The 22,099-nt window shown below is 54.1% G+C and carries 20 protein-coding genes; 16 read left to right on the forward strand and 4 right to left on the reverse strand.

The annotated features are described in order from the left end of the window. The first annotated feature begins 41 nt into the window (after positions 1-41). On the forward strand, positions 42-1,082 hold the full coding sequence (gene mgrA / locus ABSH60_RS06030) for an L-glyceraldehyde 3-phosphate reductase (protein ID WP_390973162.1): 1,041 nt from the start codon (positions 42-44) through the stop codon (positions 1,080-1,082). 103 nt (positions 1,083-1,185) lie between these two features. Here mgrA and ABSH60_RS06035 read toward each other — a convergent pair whose 3' ends face one another. The 3 genes from ABSH60_RS06035 to ABSH60_RS06045 all read right to left on the reverse strand — a co-directional run bounded on the left by ABSH60_RS06035 (position 1,186) and on the right by ABSH60_RS06045 (position 4,022). Beyond that, the gene (locus ABSH60_RS06035) at positions 1,186-1,644 is read right to left on the reverse strand and encodes a hypothetical protein (RefSeq protein WP_136374640.1); all 459 of its coding nucleotides are present in this window, start codon (positions 1,642-1,644) and stop codon (positions 1,186-1,188) included. 265 nt (positions 1,645-1,909) lie between these two features. Then, the gene (locus tag ABSH60_RS06040; RefSeq protein ID WP_056781989.1) at positions 1,910-2,470 is read right to left on the reverse strand and encodes an NlpC/P60 family protein; all 561 of its coding nucleotides are present in this window, start codon (positions 2,468-2,470) and stop codon (positions 1,910-1,912) included. Between the two features lie 193 nt (positions 2,471-2,663). Next, positions 2,664-4,022, reverse strand: a complete 1,359-nt coding sequence (locus ABSH60_RS06045; RefSeq protein WP_122097060.1) for a 2-hydroxycarboxylate transporter family protein — start codon at positions 4,020-4,022, stop codon at positions 2,664-2,666. Between the two features lie 337 nt (positions 4,023-4,359). Between ABSH60_RS06045 and ABSH60_RS06050 the strand changes: the two genes are divergently transcribed. The 13 genes from ABSH60_RS06050 (at position 4,360) to emrB (ending at position 19,418) form a co-directional block, all read left to right on the forward strand. After that, positions 4,360-6,024: a sensor histidine kinase gene (locus ABSH60_RS06050; RefSeq protein WP_136377427.1), complete on the forward strand. Its 1,665-nt coding sequence runs from the start codon at positions 4,360-4,362 to the stop codon at positions 6,022-6,024. Then, positions 6,017-6,730, forward strand: a complete 714-nt coding sequence (locus ABSH60_RS06055; protein ID WP_056781995.1) for a response regulator — start codon at positions 6,017-6,019, stop codon at positions 6,728-6,730. Before ABSH60_RS06050 ends, ABSH60_RS06055 begins: the two co-directional genes overlap by 8 nt. Before the next feature lie 589 nt (positions 6,731-7,319). Next, complete coding sequence (proV, locus tag ABSH60_RS06060) at positions 7,320-8,516, forward strand: glycine betaine/L-proline ABC transporter ATP-binding protein ProV (protein WP_056781996.1); 1,197 nt, start codon at positions 7,320-7,322, stop codon at positions 8,514-8,516. Then, positions 8,513-9,712: a glycine betaine/L-proline ABC transporter permease ProW gene (gene proW / locus ABSH60_RS06065; RefSeq protein ID WP_122097062.1), complete on the forward strand. Its 1,200-nt coding sequence runs from the start codon at positions 8,513-8,515 to the stop codon at positions 9,710-9,712. The genes proV and proW overlap by 4 nt, the downstream gene beginning before the upstream one ends. A gap of 102 nt (positions 9,713-9,814) precedes the next feature. After that, complete coding sequence (gene proX / locus ABSH60_RS06070; RefSeq protein WP_056782000.1) at positions 9,815-10,825, forward strand: glycine betaine/L-proline ABC transporter substrate-binding protein ProX; 1,011 nt, start codon at positions 9,815-9,817, stop codon at positions 10,823-10,825. Positions 10,826-10,850: 25 nt separating this feature from the next. After that, positions 10,851-11,846, forward strand: a complete 996-nt coding sequence (proX, locus tag ABSH60_RS06075) for a glycine betaine/L-proline ABC transporter substrate-binding protein ProX (RefSeq protein ID WP_056782002.1) — start codon at positions 10,851-10,853, stop codon at positions 11,844-11,846. 188 nt (positions 11,847-12,034) lie between these two features. Then, positions 12,035-13,219 (forward strand): MFS transporter, encoded by a 1,185-nt coding sequence (locus ABSH60_RS06080; protein ID WP_390973166.1) that lies wholly within the window; start codon positions 12,035-12,037, stop codon positions 13,217-13,219. A gap of 165 nt (positions 13,220-13,384) precedes the next feature. Beyond that, positions 13,385-14,146 carry an AzlC family ABC transporter permease gene (locus ABSH60_RS06085; RefSeq protein ID WP_371414336.1) on the forward strand — a complete coding sequence of 254 codons (762 nt, stop codon included), beginning with the start codon at positions 13,385-13,387 and terminating at the stop codon, positions 14,144-14,146. Further along, positions 14,136-14,477, forward strand: coding sequence for an L-valine transporter subunit YgaH (gene ygaH, locus ABSH60_RS06090; protein ID WP_183850168.1), 342 nt, complete (start codon positions 14,136-14,138; stop codon positions 14,475-14,477). The genes ABSH60_RS06085 and ygaH overlap by 11 nt, the downstream gene beginning before the upstream one ends. A gap of 179 nt (positions 14,478-14,656) precedes the next feature. Beyond that, positions 14,657-15,178, forward strand: coding sequence for a transcriptional repressor MprA (gene mprA, locus ABSH60_RS06095; protein WP_056782008.1), 522 nt, complete (start codon positions 14,657-14,659; stop codon positions 15,176-15,178). Between the two features lie 23 nt (positions 15,179-15,201). Then, on the forward strand, positions 15,202-16,656 hold the full coding sequence (locus ABSH60_RS06100; RefSeq protein ID WP_122097065.1) for an efflux transporter outer membrane subunit: 1,455 nt from the start codon (positions 15,202-15,204) through the stop codon (positions 16,654-16,656). A 30-nt stretch (positions 16,657-16,686) separates the two neighbouring features. Next, positions 16,687-17,865 carry a multidrug efflux MFS transporter periplasmic adaptor subunit EmrA gene (gene emrA, locus ABSH60_RS06105; protein ID WP_056782012.1) on the forward strand — a complete coding sequence of 393 codons (1,179 nt, stop codon included), beginning with the start codon at positions 16,687-16,689 and terminating at the stop codon, positions 17,863-17,865. A gap of 17 nt (positions 17,866-17,882) precedes the next feature. Beyond that, complete coding sequence (gene emrB / locus ABSH60_RS06110) at positions 17,883-19,418, forward strand: multidrug efflux MFS transporter permease subunit EmrB (RefSeq protein ID WP_072158203.1); 1,536 nt, start codon at positions 17,883-17,885, stop codon at positions 19,416-19,418. A 76-nt stretch (positions 19,419-19,494) separates the two neighbouring features. Here emrB and ABSH60_RS06115 read toward each other — a convergent pair whose 3' ends face one another. After that, positions 19,495-20,598, reverse strand: coding sequence for a tRNA/rRNA methyltransferase (locus tag ABSH60_RS06115; protein ID WP_056782013.1), 1,104 nt, complete (start codon positions 20,596-20,598; stop codon positions 19,495-19,497). A 229-nt stretch (positions 20,599-20,827) separates the two neighbouring features. Between ABSH60_RS06115 and trxC the strand changes: the two genes are divergently transcribed. Together trxC and ABSH60_RS06125 are read left to right on the forward strand one after the other, a co-directional pair. Further along, a complete protein-coding gene (trxC, locus tag ABSH60_RS06120) occupies positions 20,828-21,247 on the forward strand; it encodes a thioredoxin TrxC (protein WP_122097066.1) in 420 nt (139 codons plus the stop codon). Positions 21,248-21,386: 139 nt separating this feature from the next. Next, positions 21,387-22,091, forward strand: a complete 705-nt coding sequence (locus ABSH60_RS06125; RefSeq protein WP_390973170.1) for a DTW domain-containing protein — start codon at positions 21,387-21,389, stop codon at positions 22,089-22,091. Positions 22,092-22,099: the final 8 nt, after the last annotated feature.

The raw sequence follows: 22,099 nt of genomic DNA on the forward strand, positions 1-22,099 counted from the left end.
CAGTGTTTCAAAACCCTACACGATCAGAAAAAGGAAACATCATGCCTTATACGGCCTCCCCCTCCCGCTATGAAACCATGCAATTTCGCCGCTGCGGTCAGAGCGGTTTAAAACTCCCCGCCCTTTCGCTCGGCCTGTGGCATAGCTTCGGCCACGTCAGCCCGCTGGAATCACAACGCGCCTTGCTGCAAAAAGCCTTCGATTTAGGCATTACCCATTTCGATTTAGCCAATAACTATGGCCCGCCTCCGGGTTCCGCCGAAGAGAATTTTGGGCGTTTGCTCAAACAGGATTTTGCCCCTTATCGCGATGAGCTGATCATCTCGACCAAAGCCGGATACGACATGTGGCCGGGGCCTTACGGTGCGGGCGGTTCACGCAAATATCTGCTGGCGAGCCTCGACCAGAGCCTGCAACGCATGGGGCTGGATTACGTTGATATCTTCTATTCGCACCGTGTGGATGAAGAAACACCGATGGAAGAAACCGCTGCCGCGCTGGCGTATGCGGTGCAAAGTGGCAAAGCGCTGTATGTCGGGATTTCGTCTTATTCACCGGAACGCACGCAGAAAATGGCGGAGCTGTTACGTGAGCTGAAAGTACCGCTGCTTATTCATCAGCCGTCTTACAATTTGCTCAACCGCTGGGTCGATAAGAGCGGTTTGCTGGATACGCTGGAGCAAAACGGCGCGGGCTGTATCGCGTTTACGCCGCTGGCGCAGGGCCTGCTGACCGGTAAATATCTCAACGGGATCCCGGACGGGTCGCGGATGCAGGTGGAAGGGAATAAAGTGCGCGGGCTGAATGCCAATATGCTCAGCGAAGCCAATCTGAAAAGTCTGCAACTGCTCAATGAGATGGCGCAGCAGCGCGGCCAGACCATGGCGCAGATGGCGCTGAGCTGGTTACTGAAAGACGAACGTGTGACGTCGGTGCTGATCGGGGCCAGCCGCCCTGAGCAACTGGATGAAAACGTGAAAGCGCTGGAAAATCTGCGTTTCACAACTGAAGAGTTAACGGCGATAGATAAGCATGTGGCGGACGGGCAACTGAATCTGTGGCAGGCATCTTCCGATAAATAAGATGGCAAAAAAAAGTGCCCTTAATTAAACACCCGATACAGGGTCATTTAATTAGGGGCACTTAGCTTTCATTTAAAACATTATTAACAACGGGTGCTGCTGATTATTTCACGCTTTCAGCGGGTTCTTTAGCAGGCTGAGCGGTTGCCGGTGCAGCTTCTTTATGAGAAATAGTCGGCACTTCACCAAATTTGATTTTCACATCTTTCAGTTTGGCCACCAGATCCGCCGTCACATCCAGATCTTTTGAATAACTCATTGCACTTTGCACAGGCATGATTGCATCAATTTTATGCGCTTCACGGTATTGCTCCGTGACCGTTTTCACTTCTGCTACTACAGCATTACGCGCAGCCATTTGTTGAGCCTGCCATTGTGCATTCAGTACGTTAGCATCAGCCTGACGGGCCTGAGGAACTTTATCCTGTGGCAGCGTTTTATAATTCTCTTCCACTAATTTGGCGCCGTCCTGCAGGCTCTGATGCACCTGTTCCAGATGCGTTTTTTCCTGAGCTGCCAGGCCTGAGTCGATCATGATTTGCTCAATATTTGCGAATTTCATATTTTTGTCTCCGGTAGATTTATAATCACATCCTGCAAGCATGGAGCCTGCAATAACAATAACAGCGAGCATTCCTGCAATACTTCGGGTTGAAACTGACTTCATAAAATATCCTAAACAAGTGAGATAGTGACGAACCGCTAAATAATTCTCTGCTAAAAATAGTCGTATTTCAATTTAGAAATACTTATTTCATCATTTACGAAATATAAATCGAAACCATAAATATCCCGCAATTTTAACTTTTATGGTTATTTATAAAGCGTTATGCGGTGAGTTCTAAACGGCGAGCCGTTTCGTAATGGTCTACCCAATACTGATTATCCAGTGAAGAAATAGTGACGCCTTCAATTTTGGAAGCATGAATAAATTGATCTTCACCGATGTATACGCCAACGTGGCGATCCCCCGGCGTGGTTTTGAAAAACACTAAATCGCCGGGTTTAAGATTATTTTTACTGACTGCCCGGCCATTCCTGATTTGTTCAAACGTGGTGCGCGGTAATTTTTTGTGCAGTGAATCATTAAAGATATGCTGCATCAGCGCGGAGCAATCCACCCCCTGGTGTGTGGTGCCGCCCCAGTGATACTGAGTGCCTTTCCAGTTTGAATATTCAGATAACAACGCCGATTTAATGTTTTTTGACCGGCCTGTATTTCCGTCATAAACGGCGGATTCTTTTATATTGAAAAGTTCATTGTCGGCAAACTGATGGTTACCGATCGCCCTGAATTCACCTGGCAAATCAAATGCAAAAGAATTCATGCTGACTAATAAAGGAGAAGAAATTAATAATGCAGAGATAAATGTTTTAAAACGAAACATGTGAGAGATCTTTTCTGAAAAATATTATTCTTCCTTACCTGTAAACCAGCAAACGGGGCGGGTGACTCGTCGTTGAGTGCGCAAATAATAAACGACAGGTGAAAAATAACCAGCCGAAAAACAGTCCATAATAGGACTCACCGAAATTATCCTATGAAACAACGCCCTCCCGCAGGAGGGCGCGGAGAAAGGCTCAGGAGAAAAACTTCGCCAGCACGAAAAGCCCGACGGAAACGTTGATCGCCCCGCCGATACGCGTGGCAATTTGCGCGAACGGCATCAGCGTCATGCGGTTACCGGACGTGAGGATCGCCACATCGCCGGTGCCACCCTGCCCGCTCTGGCAGCAGGAAACGATCGCCACATCGATCGGGTGCATACCGATTTTCTTGCCGACGTAAAAACCGGTCGCCACCAGCGCCACCACCGTGGTGACGATCACCAGCAGGTTTTGCACGGTAAAAGCGTCGATCAGCTCCTGCCACGGGGTGATCGCCACGCCGACCGCGAACAGCACCGGGTAAGTCACGGCGGTGCGGAAGAATTTATAAACCGCCATCGATCCGTGCTGAATGGTCGGAGAAATCCCGTTCGCCAGCTTCACCACCACTGCCGCAAATAACATGCCGACCGGCGCGGGCAGGCCGATCCACTTCTGTCCAAGCATGCCCACCATGTACAACAAGATCGCCAGCAGCGCACCGCAGGCCAGCGCATTCACACCCGGATTGCCCTCAAACTCGTCGGTGCCGCTGCCCATCTGGCCTTTTTTAGAAGGCATCAGTTGGCCTTCGCCGGTCAGATGCGGATACCGTTTGCCGATCTGATTAAGTACGCCAGCCAGCACGATCGCCGTCAGGCTGCCCAGCATGACGATCGGCAGAATACGGCCCAGCGCCACGCCTTGCTCCATATGCAATAGCGTGGCGTAACCCATCGACAGCGGGATCGCCCCTTCGCCCACCCCACCGGCCATGATCGGCAGGATCAGGAAGAAGAAAGTTTGCACCGGCGGTAACCCTAACGCCGTACCCACGGCCATCCCGGCAAGCATCCCAACAATTTCACCGCACAGCATCGGCACAAATATGCGCATAAACCCCTGGATCAGCACCTGACGGTTCATGCTCATGATGCTGCCGACGATAATGCAGCAAATGTAGAGATAGAGAATGTTGGTGGATTTGTAGAATTTCACCGTGGAATCCACCACGACGTCCGGCAGCAGGCCGTAATGCACCATCGCTGAAGGTATAAAGGTGGCGCAGATCGCCGCCGCGCCCAGTTTTCCCACCACCGGCAGGCGTTTGCCAAACTCGCCGCAGGCAAATCCGAAGAAGGCCAGCGTGGCCACCATCACGACGATATCGCTCGGCAGTTTGCCATTGAGGCAATCGAGCAGGATAAGCACCCCCGCCAGCAGGAAGAAAGGCAGCGGAATAATCCCTATCTTGTAGTTATCCAAAATATGCCACCATTTTTGTCTGGCGGAGGCTGTGGATTTTTTGGTGTCTTCTTTAACAACAATGTAGGAATCGTCGGTTGTGCTCATGACATCGCCCTTTTCTTATCGTGACTTTTTATTGAGAGTGCCAGCATAAAAAACAGGGCGTCAGGGCGGATGTGAGTTTGTTCAAATTAAACCCGCAGGGATTAAGGTTGTTATGGTTTTTATGGTGTTAATGCGACGGCATTTATAAGGATTATCAGATTAGTAGTAAAAACCCATATTAACCCTGTAGTTACTGCGTGAAATAAAGACGAATTTAATTGCCCGTTCACAACTCTGCCGTTGCCCGATGACGATGGCATTTGTGCCGTGATAGGGTTATTCGATGTGTGGCTTTTGATTTTCCCCGTGGCAGGTGACTTTCTCCGTGGCAGGTTGTATGAAACGCAGATTACCTTTTCAGGTAAAACTCTTCTTATCTCTGGTGTTATTTTCGTGCCTGCTGTTAGCGCTGCTGGGCGCGATTTTATTTCACGTGATCGACCGGCAACTGCATCACGATCTCGGCCAGCGGGCACGGGTTCAGGCCAGTGAAATCGCGCTGATGCCGGGGCTGGCGCAGAAAGTCGCCGATCGCGACGTGGCGGGCATTGCCCGGTTAATTCAGCCGCTGCGTGATCAAAGCGATGCCAGTTATATCGTCATTGGCGACGTGCGCGAGCGACATCTTTATCATTCCGAATCGCCGGAGCGAATAGATCTGCCGATGATTGGCGGGGATAACGCAGAAGTGCTGGCCGGCAAAACCATTATTTCGGTGCGTCAGGGCGGGATTGGCGTGTCATTACGCAGCAAGGCGCCGATCCTGAATGCCAGTAAACAGGTGATCGGCATTGTTTCCGTCGGTTATCTGACGTCTTACATCGACAATATCAATGGCCGCCGTCTGGCGCAGGCCGGTTTATACGGCATGCTGCTTTTACTGCTGCTGTTTATTTTTTCGTGGGTGTTTACCCGCAATGTAAAAAAACAGATGTTCTGGCTGGAACCCAAAGATATTGCGCTGCTGGTGCGCCAGCAAAAAGCCTTACTGGAAGCCATGTATGAAGGTGTATTTGCAATTGACGGCCAGAAGCAGCTGATTTTAATTAACCGCGCGGCAAGAGAACTGCTGGATATTCGTCAGCCCGAAAACCAGCTGCTCGGCAAACCGCTGGATGAGGTGCTTGAAACGCCGCCGACATTCTTTACCCAAAGCGGTGTCGCGGAAGATAACCCCGCCAGCAGCAGCCGCCACGATCAGATTACCGTGCTTAATCAGCGACAGGTGATTGTTAACCGCGTTCCGATTGAGCTGGAGCCCGGCAAAGAGAGCGGATGGGTATTCAGCTTTCGCGATAAAAATGACATTAATACGCTGAGCAGCCAGCTAAGCCAGGTGAAACGCTATGCGGATAACCTGCGCATCATGCGTCATGAACAGCTGAACTGGACCGCGACGCTGGCCGGTTTGCTGCAAATGCAGCGCTACGACGATGCGATGCGCTACATTCAGGCGCAGTCCGAAGGCGCGCAGGCCGTGCTGGATTTTGTGTCGGCGCGCTTTACGTCGCCTGCGCTGTGCGGCCTGCTGCTGGGGAAATACGTCAGCGCGCGGGAAAAAGGCGTCGAGCTGGCGTTCGATCCGGCCTGTCAGTTACTGCGCATTCCGGCGGCCATCAGTGAAACCGAGCTGATGTCGGTTATCGGTAATCTGCTGGACAACGCCGTGGACGCCACCCTCAACGCCGGGACAGCGGCTGTGCCGGTGGAGCTGTACATTTCCGACAGAAACCACGAACTGCTGATTGAGGTGGCCGATCGCGGCGGCGGCGTGGACGATGCCCTCAAGCCGCATCTGTTCGAACAGGGCGTCACCACCAAGCCGCTGAGCGGCGATGAGATGACCGGTGCAGAACATGGCATCGGTCTGTATCTGGTGGCGAGTTACGTCCGTCAGGCGGGCGGCAGCATCGAAATCTCAGACAATACGCCGCAGGGTACGATTTTTTCAGTGTTTATCCCGACGACGTCGGATGCTTCAACAGGAAAGAAACATGAATAACAGCAGCGCACTCGATGTCGTGATTGTGGAAGATGAACCGCACCTTGCTGGTCTGCACCGCGATTTTATCGAACAAAATTTCAATCTGCGCGTGGTCGGCCTGGCCTCGACGCTTGAGCAGGCGCGTACGCAGCTGAGATTGCATCAGCCACGGTTGATCCTGCTGGATAACTATTTGCCCGACGGCCAGGGCGTGGATCTGATTGACAGCCCGTTACTGAAAAGCTTCGACTGCTCGGTGATTTTCATTACCGCCGCCAGCGATATGCAAACCTGTAGCCAGGCCATGCGCAGCGGCGCGTTCGATTACATCATCAAACCGGTGTCTTTCCATCGCCTGCGCAGCTCGCTTGAACGTTTTATGCAGCTGGTACAAACGCTGCGCCATGTCAAAGTGGTCGATCAGCGTGCGCTGGACCGGTTGTTCAACCTGCCCGCCAGCGACACGCCGCCCGCCCCTTCCGCGAAAGGCATCGAGCCCAATACGCTGGAACTGGTTCAGCGGGTATTTAACGCAAGGCCGGAGGTCAGTTGGTCTGTTGAACAGGTGGTGGAAGAGGTCGGGATCAGCAAAACCACCGGCCGCCGTTATCTGGAATATTGCGTGGAAATGGGCTTTATCGGCGTCGAGATGCAGTATGGAAATATCGGCCACCCGAGGCGGCTGTATCGCAAAATAGCAGACCCGGAAAAATCCGCATCCTGAGGACGAATTTCGGCTGTTTTTCCTGACCAATTTCCCCCGCACCGCCGGCCTCATCGCCGGCGAATTTCCCGCCTCCCCCACTGCTTCAGACGATAATTTCACAACGCATGTCGCTTTCAGACAACCGGTAAATTCACGCCTTTCACATAAATCTGAAATCTCTATTTACACCTGTCAATACGCACCGGTTGAGCGGCATTAATTTGATATAAATCACGCAATTATTTCACCCTAAAACCCCACAAAAACAAAAGATATTAAAACCAATAAAATCAATTACTTAAATATATTAAAAGCAAAAATGCACTGCCGTTAAATTAGCGGCTAACCCCCCGTTATCGTACTGGGTAATGTGTCATTAATTGTCAATGCGGATTTACCGTAATTAAACACTGCAAATACAGATAAATAGGTAACCAGGAACACAATCATGAATATTCCTCGGAAACATTGAGACTTGTCTCAGAATGTCGATGTGTTAGGGTATAACGCGTTCACTATTTCGTTACAGGTAAGATCCTATACGGTCCAACAGAAAAACTAGACATCGAGCCGATACGGCTATTTATATCCAAGGAATGCACATTGCATGGCAATTAAAATCGAAGTAAAGAATCTTTATAAGGTATTTGGCGAAAACCCGGATCGCGCTTTCAAGATGATCGACGCAGGCAAGGGTAAAGAAGAAATTTTTGAGAAAACCGGTCTGTCACTTGGCGTTAAAGATGCCAGTCTGGCCATTGAAGAAGGCGAGATTTTCGTCATCATGGGGTTATCCGGTTCCGGTAAGTCCACCATGGTACGCCTTCTCAATCGTCTGATAGAGCCCACCCGCGGCGAAGTGCTGATCGACGGCGAAGACATCGCTAAAATCTCAGAAGCAAAACTGCGCCAGGTGCGCCGAAGCAAAATCAGTATGGTGTTTCAGTCCTTTGCGCTGATGCCACACCTGACCGTGTTGAATAACACCGCGTTCGGGATGGAGCTCGCCGGTCTGCCGGTGGAAGAGCGTAATGCCAAAGCGCTGGATGCGCTGCGTCAGGTCGGGCTGGAAAACTATGCTAATTCTTATCCTGATGAACTGTCCGGCGGTATGCGTCAGCGTGTGGGCTTGGCCCGCGCCATGGCCAATAACCCCGACATTCTGCTGATGGATGAGGCCTTCTCGGCGCTTGACCCGTTAATCCGTACCGAAATGCAGGATGAGCTGGTGAAGCTTCAGGCTCAGCATCAGCGCACCATCGTGTTTATTTCTCATGACTTAGATGAAGCCATGCGCATCGGCGATCGCATCGCTATTATGCAGGGCGGCGAAGTGGTACAGGTCGGCACACCGGAAGACATTCTGAATAACCCGGCCAACGACTATGTCCGTACCTTCTTCCGCGGCGTGGATATCAGTCAGGTATTCAGTGCCAAAGACATTGCGCGCCGTCGTGGCGCACTCATTCGTAAAACTCCCGGTTTTGGTCCCCGTGCCGCGCTTAAGCTGCTGGAAGATGAAGACCGCGAATATGGTTATGTGCTTGAACGTGGACAGAAATTCATCGGCGTTGTGTCGATCGAATCCCTGAAAACCGCGCTGAAAGCTAATCAGCCGCTGGAAAGCGCCCTGCTGGAATCTCCGGCACCGGTGCAGGCAGACATGCCGCTCAGCGAACTGATTTCTCTGGTCGCCGCTGCGCCTTGCGCCGTGCCGGTGGTCAATGAGGACAATAACTATATCGGTATTATTTCCAAAGCCATGCTGCTTCAGGCGCTGGACAAAGAAGGGGGTAACGAATGAGCACTTCACATATCACGAACTCAGTCACTCAGCACGCTCAGGCCGCACAGGCTCAGGCGCTGGATCCGTCCATCGATCCGTGGAGTGCCGATAACGCCAGCGGCGGTGTGGCGCCACAAGCTGACGCCGCCACTTCTGCTGCGCCAGCCGATGCGGGCAGCAGCGATCCCTGGGGCGGCGGCAGCGATGCCGCTACCAGCGCGCCGGATACCACGCACCACGCCGCAGCACAGGCCAATGACTGGCTGAGCGTTGCACCCGAACAGCATCAGCATTTTTCTATTCTCGATCCGTTCCACAGTACGCTGATCCCGCTCGACCATTGGGTGACGGAAGGGATCGACTGGCTGGTCACGAATTTCCGTCCGGTATTCCAGGGGATCCGCGTGCCGGTCGACTTCGTCCTGAGCGGCTTCCAGCACGGTCTGGAAACGCTGCCTGCACCGATTGCGATCTTAGTGTTTGCGCTGATCGCCTGGCAGATGGCGGGGTTAGGCATGGGTGCCGCCACGCTGGTGTCTCTGGTCCTGATCGGCGCGATCGGTGCCTGGTCACAGGCAATGGTGACGCTGGCGCTGGTTCTGACGTCGCTGTTCTTCTGTATTCTGATAGGCCTTCCGCTCGGAATATGGCTGGCGCGCAGTCAGCGGGCGGCGAAAATTATCAGGCCGCTGCTTGATGCCATGCAAACCACACCGGCGTTCGTGTATCTGGTGCCGATCGTGATGTTGTTTGGTATCGGTAACGTGCCGGGCGTGGTCGTGACGATCATCTTTGCCCTGCCGCCGGTGGTGCGTCTGACCATTCTGGGTATCAATCAGGTGCCGGAAGATCTGATCGAAGCCGCCAAGTCGTTTGGTTCCAGCCCGCGCCAGTTGCTGTTCAAAGTACAGCTGCCGCTGGCCATGCCGACCATCATGGCCGGTATTAACCAGACGCTGATGCTGGCGCTGTCGATGGTGGTTATCGCCTCGATGATCGCCGTGGGCGGTCTGGGTCAGATGGTCTTGCGCGGTATTGGCCGTCTGGACATGGGTCTGGCCTCAGTCGGGGGTGCGGGTATCGTTATCCTCGCCATCATCCTCGACCGTCTGACGCAGTCCATGGGTCGCGACAGCCGCAGTAAAGGCGGTCACCGCTGGTTCACCCGCGGTCCTGTCGGCCTGGTGATGAAGCCATTCGCCAAAAAAGCCTGATTCAGGCACTGCACTTCTCCCGGCGGTTCGCCGCCGGGAACTCTCAAAGCGAAAAAACGCAGTCCACTCTTACGTATTCACCAGCAAGAATAAGGGTTCACCATGCGCACAACTCAGAATAAAACACCGATCAAAACACTCATCCTCGCATTAGCAGTGGCGACACCTGCCGCTTTCGCTGCCGATTTACCGGGTAAAGGCGTGGTCGTCAAACCGTTGCAAAGCACCATCGCGGAAGAAACATTCCAGACCGAACTGGTCAACCGCGCGCTGGAAAAACTCGGTTATGACGTTCAGCAAACCGGCGAAGTGGATTACAACGTCGCCTACACCGCGATTGCCAGCGGCGATTCTACCTATATGGCCGTGAACTGGGAGCCGCTGCAAAAAGACATGTACACCGCAGCCGGTGGCGACCAGAAGTTCTACCGTCAGGGCACTTACATCAAGGGCGCGGCGCAGGGTTATCTGATCGACAAGAAAACCGCTGACAAATACAACATTCATGATTTATCGCAGCTGAAAGATCCGAAACTCGCCAAACTGTTTGACGCCGACGGAGACGGAAAAGCCGATATGGCCGGTTGTAATCCGGGCTGGGTGTGCGGCGCGGTAGTGAATACGCAAATCAAAGCCTATGGCCTGAGCGATACCGTGACGCAAAACGAGGGCAACTATTCGGCCATTATCGCCGACACGCTGACCCGCTATAAATCCGGCAAGCCGGTGCTGTATTTCACCTGGACACCGTACTGGGTGAGCAACGAACTGAAACCCGGCAAAGACGTGGTCTGGCTGACCGTGCCGTTCTCGGCCACACCGGGCTCACAGAAAGACATGGATACCACGCTGCCTAACGGCAAAAACTACGGTTTCCCGGTCAATAACGAGCACATTGTCGCGAACAAAGCCTGGGCTGAGAAAAACCCGGCAGCAGCAAAACTGTTCGCCATCATGCAACTGCCACTGAGCGACGTGAATGCACAGAACCTGCGGATGCATGAAGGGGAATCCTCTTCAGCCGACATTCAGCAACACGTTGACGGCTGGATCAAAGCGCATCAGGCCACTTTCGACGGCTGGATCAAAGAAGCCGCCGCTGCCGCAAAATAATGAATAACAACAATCCGAGGAATTTATGAAGAAGACAGGAATCTGGGCGGTTGCCGCTCTTACCACGCTCGCCACTGCCACCACTTTCGCCGCCGATCTGCCGGGTAAAGGCATCAGCGTCACACCGGTTCAGAGCACCATCAGCGAAGAGTCTTTTCAGACAGAGCTGGTCAGCAAAGCACTGGAAAAACTGGGCTATGACGTTCAGCCAACCCGTGAGGTCGATTACAACGTCGGCTACACCACGCTGGCTGCGGGTGATGCAACGTTCACCGCCGTTAACTGGTCACCCTTGCATGATGAAATGTACAAAGCCGCCGGTGGCGACAAAGTCTTTTACCGCGAAGGGACATACGTAACCGGCGCGGCACAGGGCTGGCTTATCGATAAGAAAACCGCCGAGAAATATCACATCACCAATATCGAACAGCTGAAAGATCCGAAACTGGCCAAACTGTTTGATACCAACGGTGACGGCAAAGCCGATCTGACCGGTTGTACGCCGGGCTGGGGTTGTGAAGCTGCGCTCAATGAGCAGCTGAAAGCCTATGGTCTGGAAAATACCGTGACGCACAATCAGGGTAACTACTCTGCGATGATTGCCGACACCATCACGCGTTACAAAGAAGGTAAACCCATCTTCTATTACACCTGGACGCCGTACTGGGTGAGCAACGTGCTGATCCCAGGTAAAGACGTACTGTGGATGCAGGTACCGTTCTCCGTGGTGCCGGGCGATAAAAACGCCGATACCAAACTGCCAAACGGTAAAAACTATGGTTTCCCGGTGAGCACCATGCACATCGTGGCGAACAAAGCCTGGGCTGAGAAAAACCCGGCGGCTGCAAAACTGTTTGCCATCATGAAACTGCCACTGAAAGACATCAATGCGCAGAATGCCGCGATGCACGCCGGTAAAAATTCCGATGCTGACATCTCCGCGCAGACGGATGGCTGGATCAAAGCCCACCAGGAACAGTTCGACGGCTGGGTAAAAGAAGCGGCTGCCGCCGCGAAATAAGCCAGTAACGAACGCAGGAACAGCAACGGGCGGGGAGAAATCTCCGCCCGTTTTTATGTACGATAAAACCTCTATTACAAAACCAGATAGTTGCCATTAAAACTATTCATTGGTTTAATATTTTTAGCATAACGATAATCGTCGCTCGCATTTCCCTGCTCCTTCAATAAGATCCGTTTATTCTCACTATGAAAAAAACTACAACACATTCTCCACTCAGCCCGGCGCTGATCATTCTGATGGCGATTGCCACCGGGCTTGCCGTCGCCAGTAACTATTACCCGCAGCCGCTGCTGGAAACCATTGCCCGCGCGTTCAGCCTGTCGGTCAATCAGGCCGGTTTTATCGTCACCGTCGCGCAACTCGGTTATGCCTGCGGGCTGATGTTTATCGTGCCGCTGGGCGATATGTTTGAACGTCGCGGCCTGATTGTGCTGATGACACTGCTTTCCGCCGCCGGATTACTGATTACCGCCATGGCACCGACGCTGACCATAATGTTAGTGGGCACCGCGCTGACCGGGCTGTTTTCCGTGGTCGCACAGATTCTGGTGCCACTGGCAGCCACGCTGGCGGAGCCGGAACGTCGCGGAAAAGTGGTCGGGCTGATTATGTCAGGCCTGCTGCTGGGCATTTTGCTGGCGCGAACCGTCGCGGGTGCTTTGGCGTCACTGGGCGGCTGGCGTACGGTGTATTGGGTCGCGAGTGCGCTGATGATCGTCATGGCGCTGGTGCTGTGGCGCAAACTGCCGAAACATGAGCAGAAAACCGATCTGAATTATCCGCAACTGCTGAAATCTATTTTCTCGCTGTTCATTCACACACCGGTACTGCGTACCCGTGCGCTGGTGGGCATGTTCTGCTTCGCTAACTTCAGCATTTTGTGGACCTCGATGGCGTTCCTGCTGGCCGGCCCGGCGTATCACTATTCCGAAGGGGTGATCGGCCTGTTTGGTCTGGTGGGTGCGGCCGGTGCGCTGGCGGCAACCCGTGCGGGCAATCTTGCCGATAAAGGCAAAGCGCATCTGACCACCACCGCCGGGTTAATCCTGCTGCTGCTGTCGTGGGCGGCGATTGCTTACGGTGAGCATTCGGTTATCTCGCTGATTATCGGCATCATCGTTTTGGACCTTTCGGTTCAGGGCGTACACATCACCAACCAAAGTGTTATCTATAAAACCATGCCCGAAGCACGTAACCGCCTCACGGCAGGTTATATGACCACTTACTTTATCGGTGGCGCGGTCGGCTCGCTGGTGTCGGCTTCGGCCTATCAGGCTGCGGGCTGGTATGGCGTTTCCCTCGCGGGCACGCTGATGTGCGTACTGAATCTGCTGGTCTGGTGGCAGGGACATAAATACAAACTCGCCTGATTATCGGGGCGGTTAAAATAGAATCAGGAGGGAATCATCACCCCTCCTGATTAGCTTGCGAATAATCATTGCTGAAATTTATTTGTACCAAAGGGTGTTAACAATACTTACAGTCTGGTAATGTTTGCGTCATGAATTATTCGCCGGCCACACTCCGGTTTCACAATGTTTTATACATCCATGCAAACCAATCCTGATCCCGCCCGCGTTTCCACCTTCCGGCAAGGTGTGACTGACAGCCTGCCCGTAGTGATCGGTTATCTGCCCATCGCTTTTGCTTTCGGCCTCAGCGCCGTCAAACTTGGCTTCACCCCTGCTGAAAGTCTGTTGTTCTCCGTGCTTATCTACGCAGGCGCCAGCCAGTTTGTGATTACCGCGCTGCTCAGCGCCGGAATGTCTTTATGGGTTTGCGCCCTGACGGTCATGGCGATGGATGTCAGACACGTCCTGTACGGCCCCTCTTTGCGTAACCGTCTGGTGGGAAAACTCAATGGCAGGAAAACCGCGCTCTGGGCGTTCGGCCTGACCGATGAAGTGTTCGCCGCCGCCACCACCAAACTTATTCGCGATAAACGCAGCTGGAGCGAGGACTGGATGTGTGGCATTGCGCTCTCGTCCTGGCTTTCCTGGGTTTTCGGCACCGCCATCGGCGCGCTGTTTGGCAACGGTCCGCTGGAAAATTTTCCCGCCGTTGAGGCTGCGCTCGGGTTTATGTTGCCTGCGCTGTTCCTGAGTTTTCTGCTCGCGGCGTTCAAGCGCCAGCAAAGCATGGTGTTTGTTGCCTCGCTGGCCGGCGCTCTGAGCGGGTTGATGTTCTGGTCAATTCCCGCCGCCATTGGCTGCGGGCTCGCGGCCGGTTGCCTGGCCGCCCTGCTGCAACGGCCCCAGGCGACATCTGCGACGGAGGTCATCTCCGATGAGCACTGACGTTATTCTGGTGTGTCTGCTGGTGGGCGTGGTCAATTACCTGTTCCGGTATTTGCCCCTGCGCATCGGCGCGCGGCGAACCTCAGGTGGCCTGAAAAGCGGCCCGCTCTCCCGCGTGCTCGACAGCATTGGTATCGCCTCGATTTGTGCGTTGCTGGTGGTTTCAGGCGCGCCGGACGTAATGCGTGACCCGCAAAGACTGCTGCCGTCACTGGCCGGTTTCACGCTGCTGACGCTGATTTTCTGGCGCACAAAAAGCATCATTATTGCCACGCTGACTGGCGCCGTGGCGTACGGCCTGGTGTTCAAGGTGATGCTGATGGCGGTGTGAAACCCGCTATTTTTTTACGCTCTGGCAACACGTAATCAAAGTTTGTTGAATGCTTTAAACATCGAATAATTCACCGGGGTTATGAATCACACTAATTGCTAAAGAATTGGTGATTCATAACATTGATATTATTAATTACCATCGTTACTATGTCATCTGTAACTAATGAGGCTTCTCATATGGACAGTTCGTTCTCGCCAATTGAAAAAATGTTAAATTTCCGGGCTAAAAAGCAAAAAGATTTCCCTTATCAGGAAATTTTGCTGACCCGTCTTTGTATGCACATGCAAAGTAAGTTGCTGGAAAATCGCAACAAAATGCTGAAAGCGCAAGGGATCAACGAAACCCTGTTTATGGCGTTACTGACGCTTGATGCGCAGGAAAGCCACAGCATTCAGCCTTCTGAGCTGAGTTCTGCACTAGGGTCTTCCCGTACCAACGCCACGCGCATTGCGGATGAGCTGGAAAAGCGTGGATGGATCGAACGCCGTGAAAGCGACAACGACCGCCGTTGCCTGCACTTGCACCTGACCGCTGATGGCGAAGCCTTTATTCAGAAGTTACTGCCGCCTCAACACAAGAGCCTGCATTTCCTCTGGTCGACCTTAGACGCAGATGAACAGAAGCAGTTAGAAACCCTGACGCGCAAACTGTTAACTCGCCTTGATCAGATGGATGCGACAGCACTGCAACAATTCTAAATTTCTGTTCAGGTAAACCACACATGTCACTCCAAGCTCGCTGGAGGCTTACGCCGCTGTTTGCCGTTTTGATTTTGGCCGGCTGCGCCTCCAGTAATAGTATTGCTCCTCAGTCGTCGCTGCTGGATACGCAACAGCTTCATCTGCAGCAGGCAAAGGTCAGCTCCCTGACCCTCGGCCCACAGTGGTGGCGCAGTCTTAATGACCCGCAACTCGATGCCCTGATGACCACAACGTTGCAAAACTCGCCGTCGTTACGTCAGGCGGCAGCGCGCGTGCGCGAAGCGCAGAGTGTGATGGGCGAAGCGGATGCGGCCAATGGCCCTTATCTGGATTTGAATGGATCGACGCGACGTGAACGTGTGGCTAAAAACACCATTCCGCCGTTTCTGACCAGCTACCCTGAAGCGCCTATCTATGACAGCAGCAACAGCCTCGGCCTGAATCTGAGCTATGAGTTTGACTGGTGGGGAAAATACCGCAATCAGGTGAATGCCGCGAAAGCACAGGTGGATTCCGCCCGTGCTGAACAGGCGCAAGCCGCTCTGACGCTGACCAGTTCGGTGGCGTCAGCCTATTATCAGTTGCAGGCCAATCTGGCCCTTCAGGACGTTCTGCAACATCAGGTAGATAACAACCAGCGTCTGGCCGATCTGCGTAAAGCGCAGTATCAGGCGGGCGTATATGGCATTGAGATCCCGCAACAGACGCAGGCACAGGCCGACAGCGCGAAGCAACAAATCATCACGCTGAAGTCGCAAACCGAGCAACTGCGCCATGAGTTATCGGCACTGGCCGGTCGTGGCCCCGACGCCATGAACGGGCTGCACGCCGTGGCACTGCCATCCCCTGACGCGCTGGCACCCCAAGGTGAGCTGACTCTCGATTTGCTGGGTAAACGCCCTGACATCGCCGCACAGCGCGATCTGGTCGAATCCTATTCCCAGCGTGTCAGCGCCGCGAAAAAAGAGTTCTATCCAAGCCTTTCCATCAGCGCCTTCGGCGGTCTGACGACCACCAACTACGGAGGCACCAGCCCGAATCTTCTGGAAGCCGCCAGCAAAGCCTGGAATATCACGCCAGCGATTTCGCTGCCGATTTTCCACGCCGGTGCGCTGCGCGCCAAACTGGGCGAAGAGTCCGCGTTATATGACCAGTCCGTTGAGTCGTATAACCAGACCATCCTGAACGCCATCCAGCAAACTGCGGATGCCATCACTGTCTCGAAAAGCAGCGTTGAACAATTGCAGCAGGCTTCTTCTGCCGCGAAATCGCTGGAAGAGGTGTATCGCGTTTCGGATGCAAGATACAACGCTGGCATCATCGGACGGGATGAGCTGTTGACCAGCCAGTCAGCGCTTCTGCAACAACAGCAGGCGCAACTTAATGCCAGCAGTCAGGTGATGCAGGCAAAAATCAGTCTTATCCGTGCGCTCGGGGGTGGCTATCAGGCCCCGGCTGCGGATCAAAAATCATAATAATTACACAGACTCAGCGTGGAGAAGACCATGAGCGCAAATGCCGAAACTCAGGCAGCAACGCCGCAAGCTCCGAGAAATAAGAAAAAAACGCGCAAAACCGCGATGCTCTTGTTGACCGGGATTTTCATTATTATCGCCATCGCCTACCTGTTTTACTGGCTGCTGGTGTTACGTCATTTCGAGTCGACCGACGACTCCTATGTCGCCGGTAATCAGGTGCAGATTATGGCGCAGGTGTCGGGAAGCGTGACCGACGTGAATTTCGACAGCACCGACTTTGTGAAAAAAGGCGACGTGCTGGTGACGATCGATCCGACCGATGCGGAGCAGGCTTTCGAGCGCTCTAAAACGGCGCTGGCCAACAGCGTGCGCCAGACGCATCAGCTGATCATCAACGGTAAGCAGTATCAGGCCAATATCGCCCTGCGCCAGACCCAGTTGCAACAGGCGCAGACTGACCTCAAGCGTCGCGTGGTGCTGGGAAATGTCGATGCGATTGGCCGTGAGGAACTGCAACACGCCCGTGATGCCGTGGATACCGCGAAAGCACAATACGATGTCGCCGTTCAGCAATACAACGCCAATCAGGCGATGATTCTGGATACGCCGGTCGATAAGCAGCCGCAGGTTTTACAAGCTGCCGCGCAGGTACGTGATGCCTGGCTCGCCTTGCAACGCACCAAAGTGCGCAGCCCGATTGACGGTTTCGTCTCCCGCCGTGCGGTACAGATTGGTCAGCAGATCAACTCTTCCACTGCGCTGATGGCGGTAGTACCGGCTCATCACATCTGGGTGGATGCCAACTTTAAAGAAACACAGTTAGCCAATATGCGTATCGGCCAGGCCGCGACCGTGGTCAGCGATATGTACGGTGATGACGTGAAATATCACGGCAAAGTGGTGGGGATGGACATGGGTACCGGCGGCGCGTTCTCGCTGTTACCTGCGCAAAATGCCACCGGCAACTGGATCAAAGTGGTCCAGCGTTTACCGGTGCGTATCGAGCTTAACGATCAGGAAGTGAAAGAACATCCGCTGCGTATTGGTTTGTCGGCGCTGGTCACGGTCGATACGCAAAACCGTGATGGTCTGGTGCTGGCGAATAAAGTGCGTACTGAACCGCTGTATCAGACAACGGCCCTGACGCTGGATCTGGCACCGGTTAACGCCATCATTGCTGACGTTATTCATGCCAATGCAGGCTAACATTCCCGGAGGCCGCTGTGGCAAATAAACCGCTGGTAGGCGCACCGCTGGCCTGGATGACGGTGGCTTTGTCGATGGCCACGTTCATGCAGGTGCTGGACTCGACGATCGCCAACGTGGCGATCCCGACCATTGCCGGGAATCTGGGTGCCTCAAACTCGCAGGGCACCTGGGTGATCACCTCCTTCGGGGTGGCTAACGCCATCTCGATCCCGATCACCGGCTGGCTGGCAAAACGCATTGGCGAAGTAAAACTGTTCCTCTGGTCTACGGTGCTGTTTGCGATTGCCTCCTGGCTGTGCGGCATGTCCAACAGCCTGGAAATGCTGATCTTCTTCCGTGTGGTGCAGGGCGTGGTGGCAGGTCCACTGATCCCCCTCTCGCAAAGTCTGTTACTGAATAACTATCCGCCGGCCAAGCGAAGTACCGCGCTCGCGCTCTGGTCAATGACGGTGATCGTCGCCCCGATTTGCGGGCCGATCCTCGGCGGGTACATCAGTGATAACTACCACTGGGGCTGGATCTTCTTCATTAACGTGCCGATCGGCGCCGCCGTGGTGTTCCTGACGCTGAAAACGCTGAAGGGCCGCGAAACGGCAACGCAGATCAGACCGATCGACAGTGTGGGGTTAGTGCTGCTGGTGCTGGGCATTGGCGCATTGCAGGTGATGCTCGACCGGGGTAAAGAACTCGACTGGTTTAACTCGACGGAAATTATCGTGCTGGCGGTCGTGGCGGTGGTCGCGCTCTGCTTCCTTGTCGTGTGGGAGCTGACCGATGACCACCCGATTGTCGATCTGTCGCTGTTTAAATCGCGAAACTTTACCATCGGCGTGCTGTGTATCAGCCTGGCCTACATGCTTTACTTCGGCGCGATTGTTCTGCTGCCGCAGTTGTTGCAGGAGGTATACGGCTACACCGCCACCTGGGCAGGTCTGGCGTCCGCACCGGTGGGGATTTTGCCGGTCCTGATGTCGCCTATCATCGGACGTTTTGCACACCGGCTGGATATGCGAAAGCTGGTGACGTTCAGCTTTATCATGTATGCCTACTGCTTCTTCTGGCGTGCGTACACGTTCGAACCGGGGATGGATTTTGGGGCATCTGCGTGGCCGCAGTTTATTCAGGGCTTCGCCGTCGGCTGCTTCTTTATGCCGCTGACCACCATTATTCTGTCCGGCTTACCGCCGGAACGCATGGCGGCGGCCTCAAGTTTGTCGAACTTTATCCGTACGCTGGCAGGTTCGATTGGTACGTCGATCACCACCACCATGTGGTCAAACCGGGAATCACTGCACCACGCGCAGTTAACGGAAAACATCACGCCGTTTAATCCGGCGGCGACGCAGACCTATCAGCAGCTCGAAGGCATGGGCATGAGCCATCAGCAGGCTTCAGGCTGGATAGCGCGGGAAATCACAAATCAGGGGCTCATTATCTCTGCCAATGAGATTTTCTGGTTATCCGGCGGCGCATTCCTGGTGCTGCTGGTTCTGATCTGGTTCGCCCGCCCGCCGTTTACCAGTGGCGGCGGAGCGGGTGGCGCTCACTGATTCAGGCAATCCCTGAATGACGCAAAGCAAAACGGACGCATTACGCGTCCGTTTTTTTATGGCTCAAACCGGGCGATTATGCCTGGTTCTGACGCCACCATTCCGCCAGCAGAATACCGGTCGCCACGGAGACGTTCAGGCTTTCTACTTTGCCGGTACCGCCGATAGACACGCTCAGGTCACCCTGCTGCCATGCGCTGTCGGACAAACCGTCGCTCTCTTCACCCAGCACCAGCACCATTTTGGCCGGCAGCTCAGCTTTACCGAGCGCTGTACCTTTATGGCTGGAGGTGGTGACGATGGTGTAACCCGCTTTACGGAAGGTCGCCAGCACATCAAGGAAGTTATCCGCGTTGATGGCTTTCACGTGTTCCGCACCGCCTTCAGCAGTACGAACTGCCGCACCGGATTCCAGCTGTGCCGGATCCTGAACCAGCATCCCGTTGATACCAAAATGCGCACAAGAACGCATGATACCGCCGAGGTTGTGCGGGTTGCCGACGTTTTCCAGCGCCAGCACGCAGTCTTTCGCGCGGGCAGTTTGCAGATAAGTTTCCGCATCCAGACCCTGACGTTTTTTGATCAGGAAACACACGCCGCCGTGGTGTTCAGTGCCGGACGCTTTCGCCAGCTCTTCATCTTCAACCACATGATAGGCTTTGCGGTTGGCTGCCATCCAGCGCAGCGCTTCACGGAAACGCGGGGTGACGGATTGCACAAACCACGCACGCACGATAGCGTCCGGACGGCTGGCAAACAGCGCCTGACAGGCATTTTCGCCATACACGCGGGTTTCTTCCTGGCGCTGACGACGCAGCTGCTCAGGATCGATAAAGCTTTTACCGCTGATGCCGCCGTGATCCGGTACGGACTCATCAGCCGGTGCACGTGAGACGGTTTTCCACGGCGAAGAATACGGACCCTCATCATCACGGGCCGGACGGCGTGGGCGATCGTCGCCACGTCGTGTATCTGCGCCGCGTGAATCACCACGCGAATCGCTGCTGCGACGCTCATTGCGGCGGGCATCGTCTGGACGGGAACCCTGGCGAGGATTATCGCCCGGACGTCCTCTGTTATTGGAAGGACGTTTATCGTTATTGCGGTTATCGCCGTCGTCGTCACTACGGACGAACATCACTTTGACTTTGCCGTTCTTGCCACTGAATGAATCGTTCATTTTTCTCTCCACCTACGCGCAGGGCGCGAAGATTACCTGATGTCTGTGGGCTAAGCCACATGCTTTGGACCAAAAGCTTAAAACTATCGTATTCATTGAATAAACCGCGTTGTTAACAGAATGCTGCACCCTCATACTTACAACATCCAAGTAACATATCAGCCATCTTTAGCGCCGGATCCGGTAAGGTTGATACCGTTCTCACGTTAAGCAATGTAGAGGCTATTTTATGAATACGATTTGCACATCATGTCAGGCCACCAACCGCCTGCCAGAGGATCGTATCGACGACGGCGCAAAATGCGGCCGCTGCGGTCATTCACTTTTTGAAGGCGATGTGGTTCACGCTACTGCTGCCACGCTGGATAAATACCTGCAGGATGACCTGCCGGTTGTTATCGATTTCTGGGCACCATGGTGTGGCCCATGTGTTAACTTCGCGCCGATCTTTGAAGATGTGGCTCAGGAACGCGCCGGTAAAATCCGCTTCATTAAGGTGAATACTGAAGCAGAACCTGAACTGAGCGCGCGGTTCCGAATCCGCAGCATTCCCACCATTATGGTATTTAATGAAGGCAAAATGGTCGATATGTTAAGCGGCGCGATGCCTAAAGCCCCGTTCAATAACTGGCTTAATGAATCATTGTAACGCATAAGCCGTTATAAAGCCCTGCCGATGGCCCGCCTCTGTGCGGGCTTTTTTCTCTTTACATCACGCCGGTAACGGATCTGCTTGCCAGCCCCGGAAGGGTGATTAGAATAGCCGTTTTTCGCCTACCGGAATGCTTATGTCAGACAACGCCGTCCTTCGCCTGCGTGCACAGCGCCTTGCCAAATCCACCCGCCCTTTTCTTGCCCGCGGGTCACGGGCGATTCGCTGTCAGTCATGCCTGTTACCTGAACGCCACTGCATCTGCGCCGAACGCGAAATTTATCAGGCCACCAGCCGTTTTTGTCTGGTGATGTTCGACACTGAGCCGATGAAGCCCAGCAATACCGGACGGTTGATCGCTGACGTTTTACCCGATACCCAGGCATTTATGTGGTCGCGTACGGAAACGGATCCGGCGCTGCTCGAAGCGATTGCCGACCCCGAACGCCAGGCGTATGTGGTTTTTCCGGCCTCTTTCGCCGAACCGCCGCGCCAGGTGTTTACCGACATTCCGGCCGGCAGCAAACCTCCGCTGTTTATCATGCTCGACGGCACCTGGAACGAAGCCCGCAAGATGTTTCGCAAAAGCCCGTACCTGGATAATCTGCCGGTATTTTCCCTTGATGTAAGCGCCAGCTCCGGCTACATACTGCGTGAAGCGTCGCGCCCGGAACTGCATTGTACGGTAGAAGTGGCGGCAGCTTTGCTGGAAAAAGCCGGTGATATTGAGGCTTCGGCTGGCCTGTCGCGCCACTTTACTCATTTCCGCACCCAGTATCTGGCCGGAAAACCCCACCATCCGGTGCATCAGCTCACAGCAAAGAATGAAGAAAGCCTCTAGAATCATGT

Source organism: Rahnella sp. R3(2024) (genome assembly GCF_042920125.1).
Taxonomy (GTDB): Bacteria; Pseudomonadota; Gammaproteobacteria; order Enterobacterales; family Enterobacteriaceae; genus Rahnella; species Rahnella rivi.

Coding starts and splice junctions, on each gene's coding strand:
- ABSH60_RS06115 (WP_056782013.1), bottom strand. CDS start 20,598: ATGAACGATTCATTCAGTGGCAAGAACGGCAAAGTCAAAGTGATGTTC.
- ABSH60_RS06100 (WP_122097065.1), top strand. CDS start 15,202: ATGTCACTCCAAGCTCGCTGGAGGCTTACGCCGCTGTTTGCCGTTTTG.
- ABSH60_RS06050 (WP_136377427.1), top strand. CDS start 4,360: ATGAAACGCAGATTACCTTTTCAGGTAAAACTCTTCTTATCTCTGGTG.
- proX (WP_056782002.1), top strand. CDS start 10,851: ATGAAGAAGACAGGAATCTGGGCGGTTGCCGCTCTTACCACGCTCGCC.
- ABSH60_RS06125 (WP_390973170.1), top strand. CDS start 21,387: ATGTCAGACAACGCCGTCCTTCGCCTGCGTGCACAGCGCCTTGCCAAA.
- ABSH60_RS06055 (WP_056781995.1), top strand. CDS start 6,017: ATGAATAACAGCAGCGCACTCGATGTCGTGATTGTGGAAGATGAACCG.
- ABSH60_RS06040 (WP_056781989.1), bottom strand. CDS start 2,470: ATGTTTCGTTTTAAAACATTTATCTCTGCATTATTAATTTCTTCTCCT.
- ABSH60_RS06080 (WP_390973166.1), top strand. CDS start 12,035: ATGAAAAAAACTACAACACATTCTCCACTCAGCCCGGCGCTGATCATT.
- ABSH60_RS06085 (WP_371414336.1), top strand. CDS start 13,385: ATGTTTTATACATCCATGCAAACCAATCCTGATCCCGCCCGCGTTTCC.
- ygaH (WP_183850168.1), top strand. CDS start 14,136: ATGAGCACTGACGTTATTCTGGTGTGTCTGCTGGTGGGCGTGGTCAAT.
- proV (WP_056781996.1), top strand. CDS start 7,320: ATGGCAATTAAAATCGAAGTAAAGAATCTTTATAAGGTATTTGGCGAA.
- trxC (WP_122097066.1), top strand. CDS start 20,828: ATGAATACGATTTGCACATCATGTCAGGCCACCAACCGCCTGCCAGAG.
- ABSH60_RS06035 (WP_136374640.1), bottom strand. CDS start 1,644: ATGAAATTCGCAAATATTGAGCAAATCATGATCGACTCAGGCCTGGCA.
- ABSH60_RS06045 (WP_122097060.1), bottom strand. CDS start 4,022: ATGAGCACAACCGACGATTCCTACATTGTTGTTAAAGAAGACACCAAA.
- mgrA (WP_390973162.1), top strand. CDS start 42: ATGCCTTATACGGCCTCCCCCTCCCGCTATGAAACCATGCAATTTCGC.
- proX (WP_056782000.1), top strand. CDS start 9,815: ATGCGCACAACTCAGAATAAAACACCGATCAAAACACTCATCCTCGCA.
- emrA (WP_056782012.1), top strand. CDS start 16,687: ATGAGCGCAAATGCCGAAACTCAGGCAGCAACGCCGCAAGCTCCGAGA.
- proW (WP_122097062.1), top strand. CDS start 8,513: ATGAGCACTTCACATATCACGAACTCAGTCACTCAGCACGCTCAGGCC.
- mprA (WP_056782008.1), top strand. CDS start 14,657: ATGGACAGTTCGTTCTCGCCAATTGAAAAAATGTTAAATTTCCGGGCT.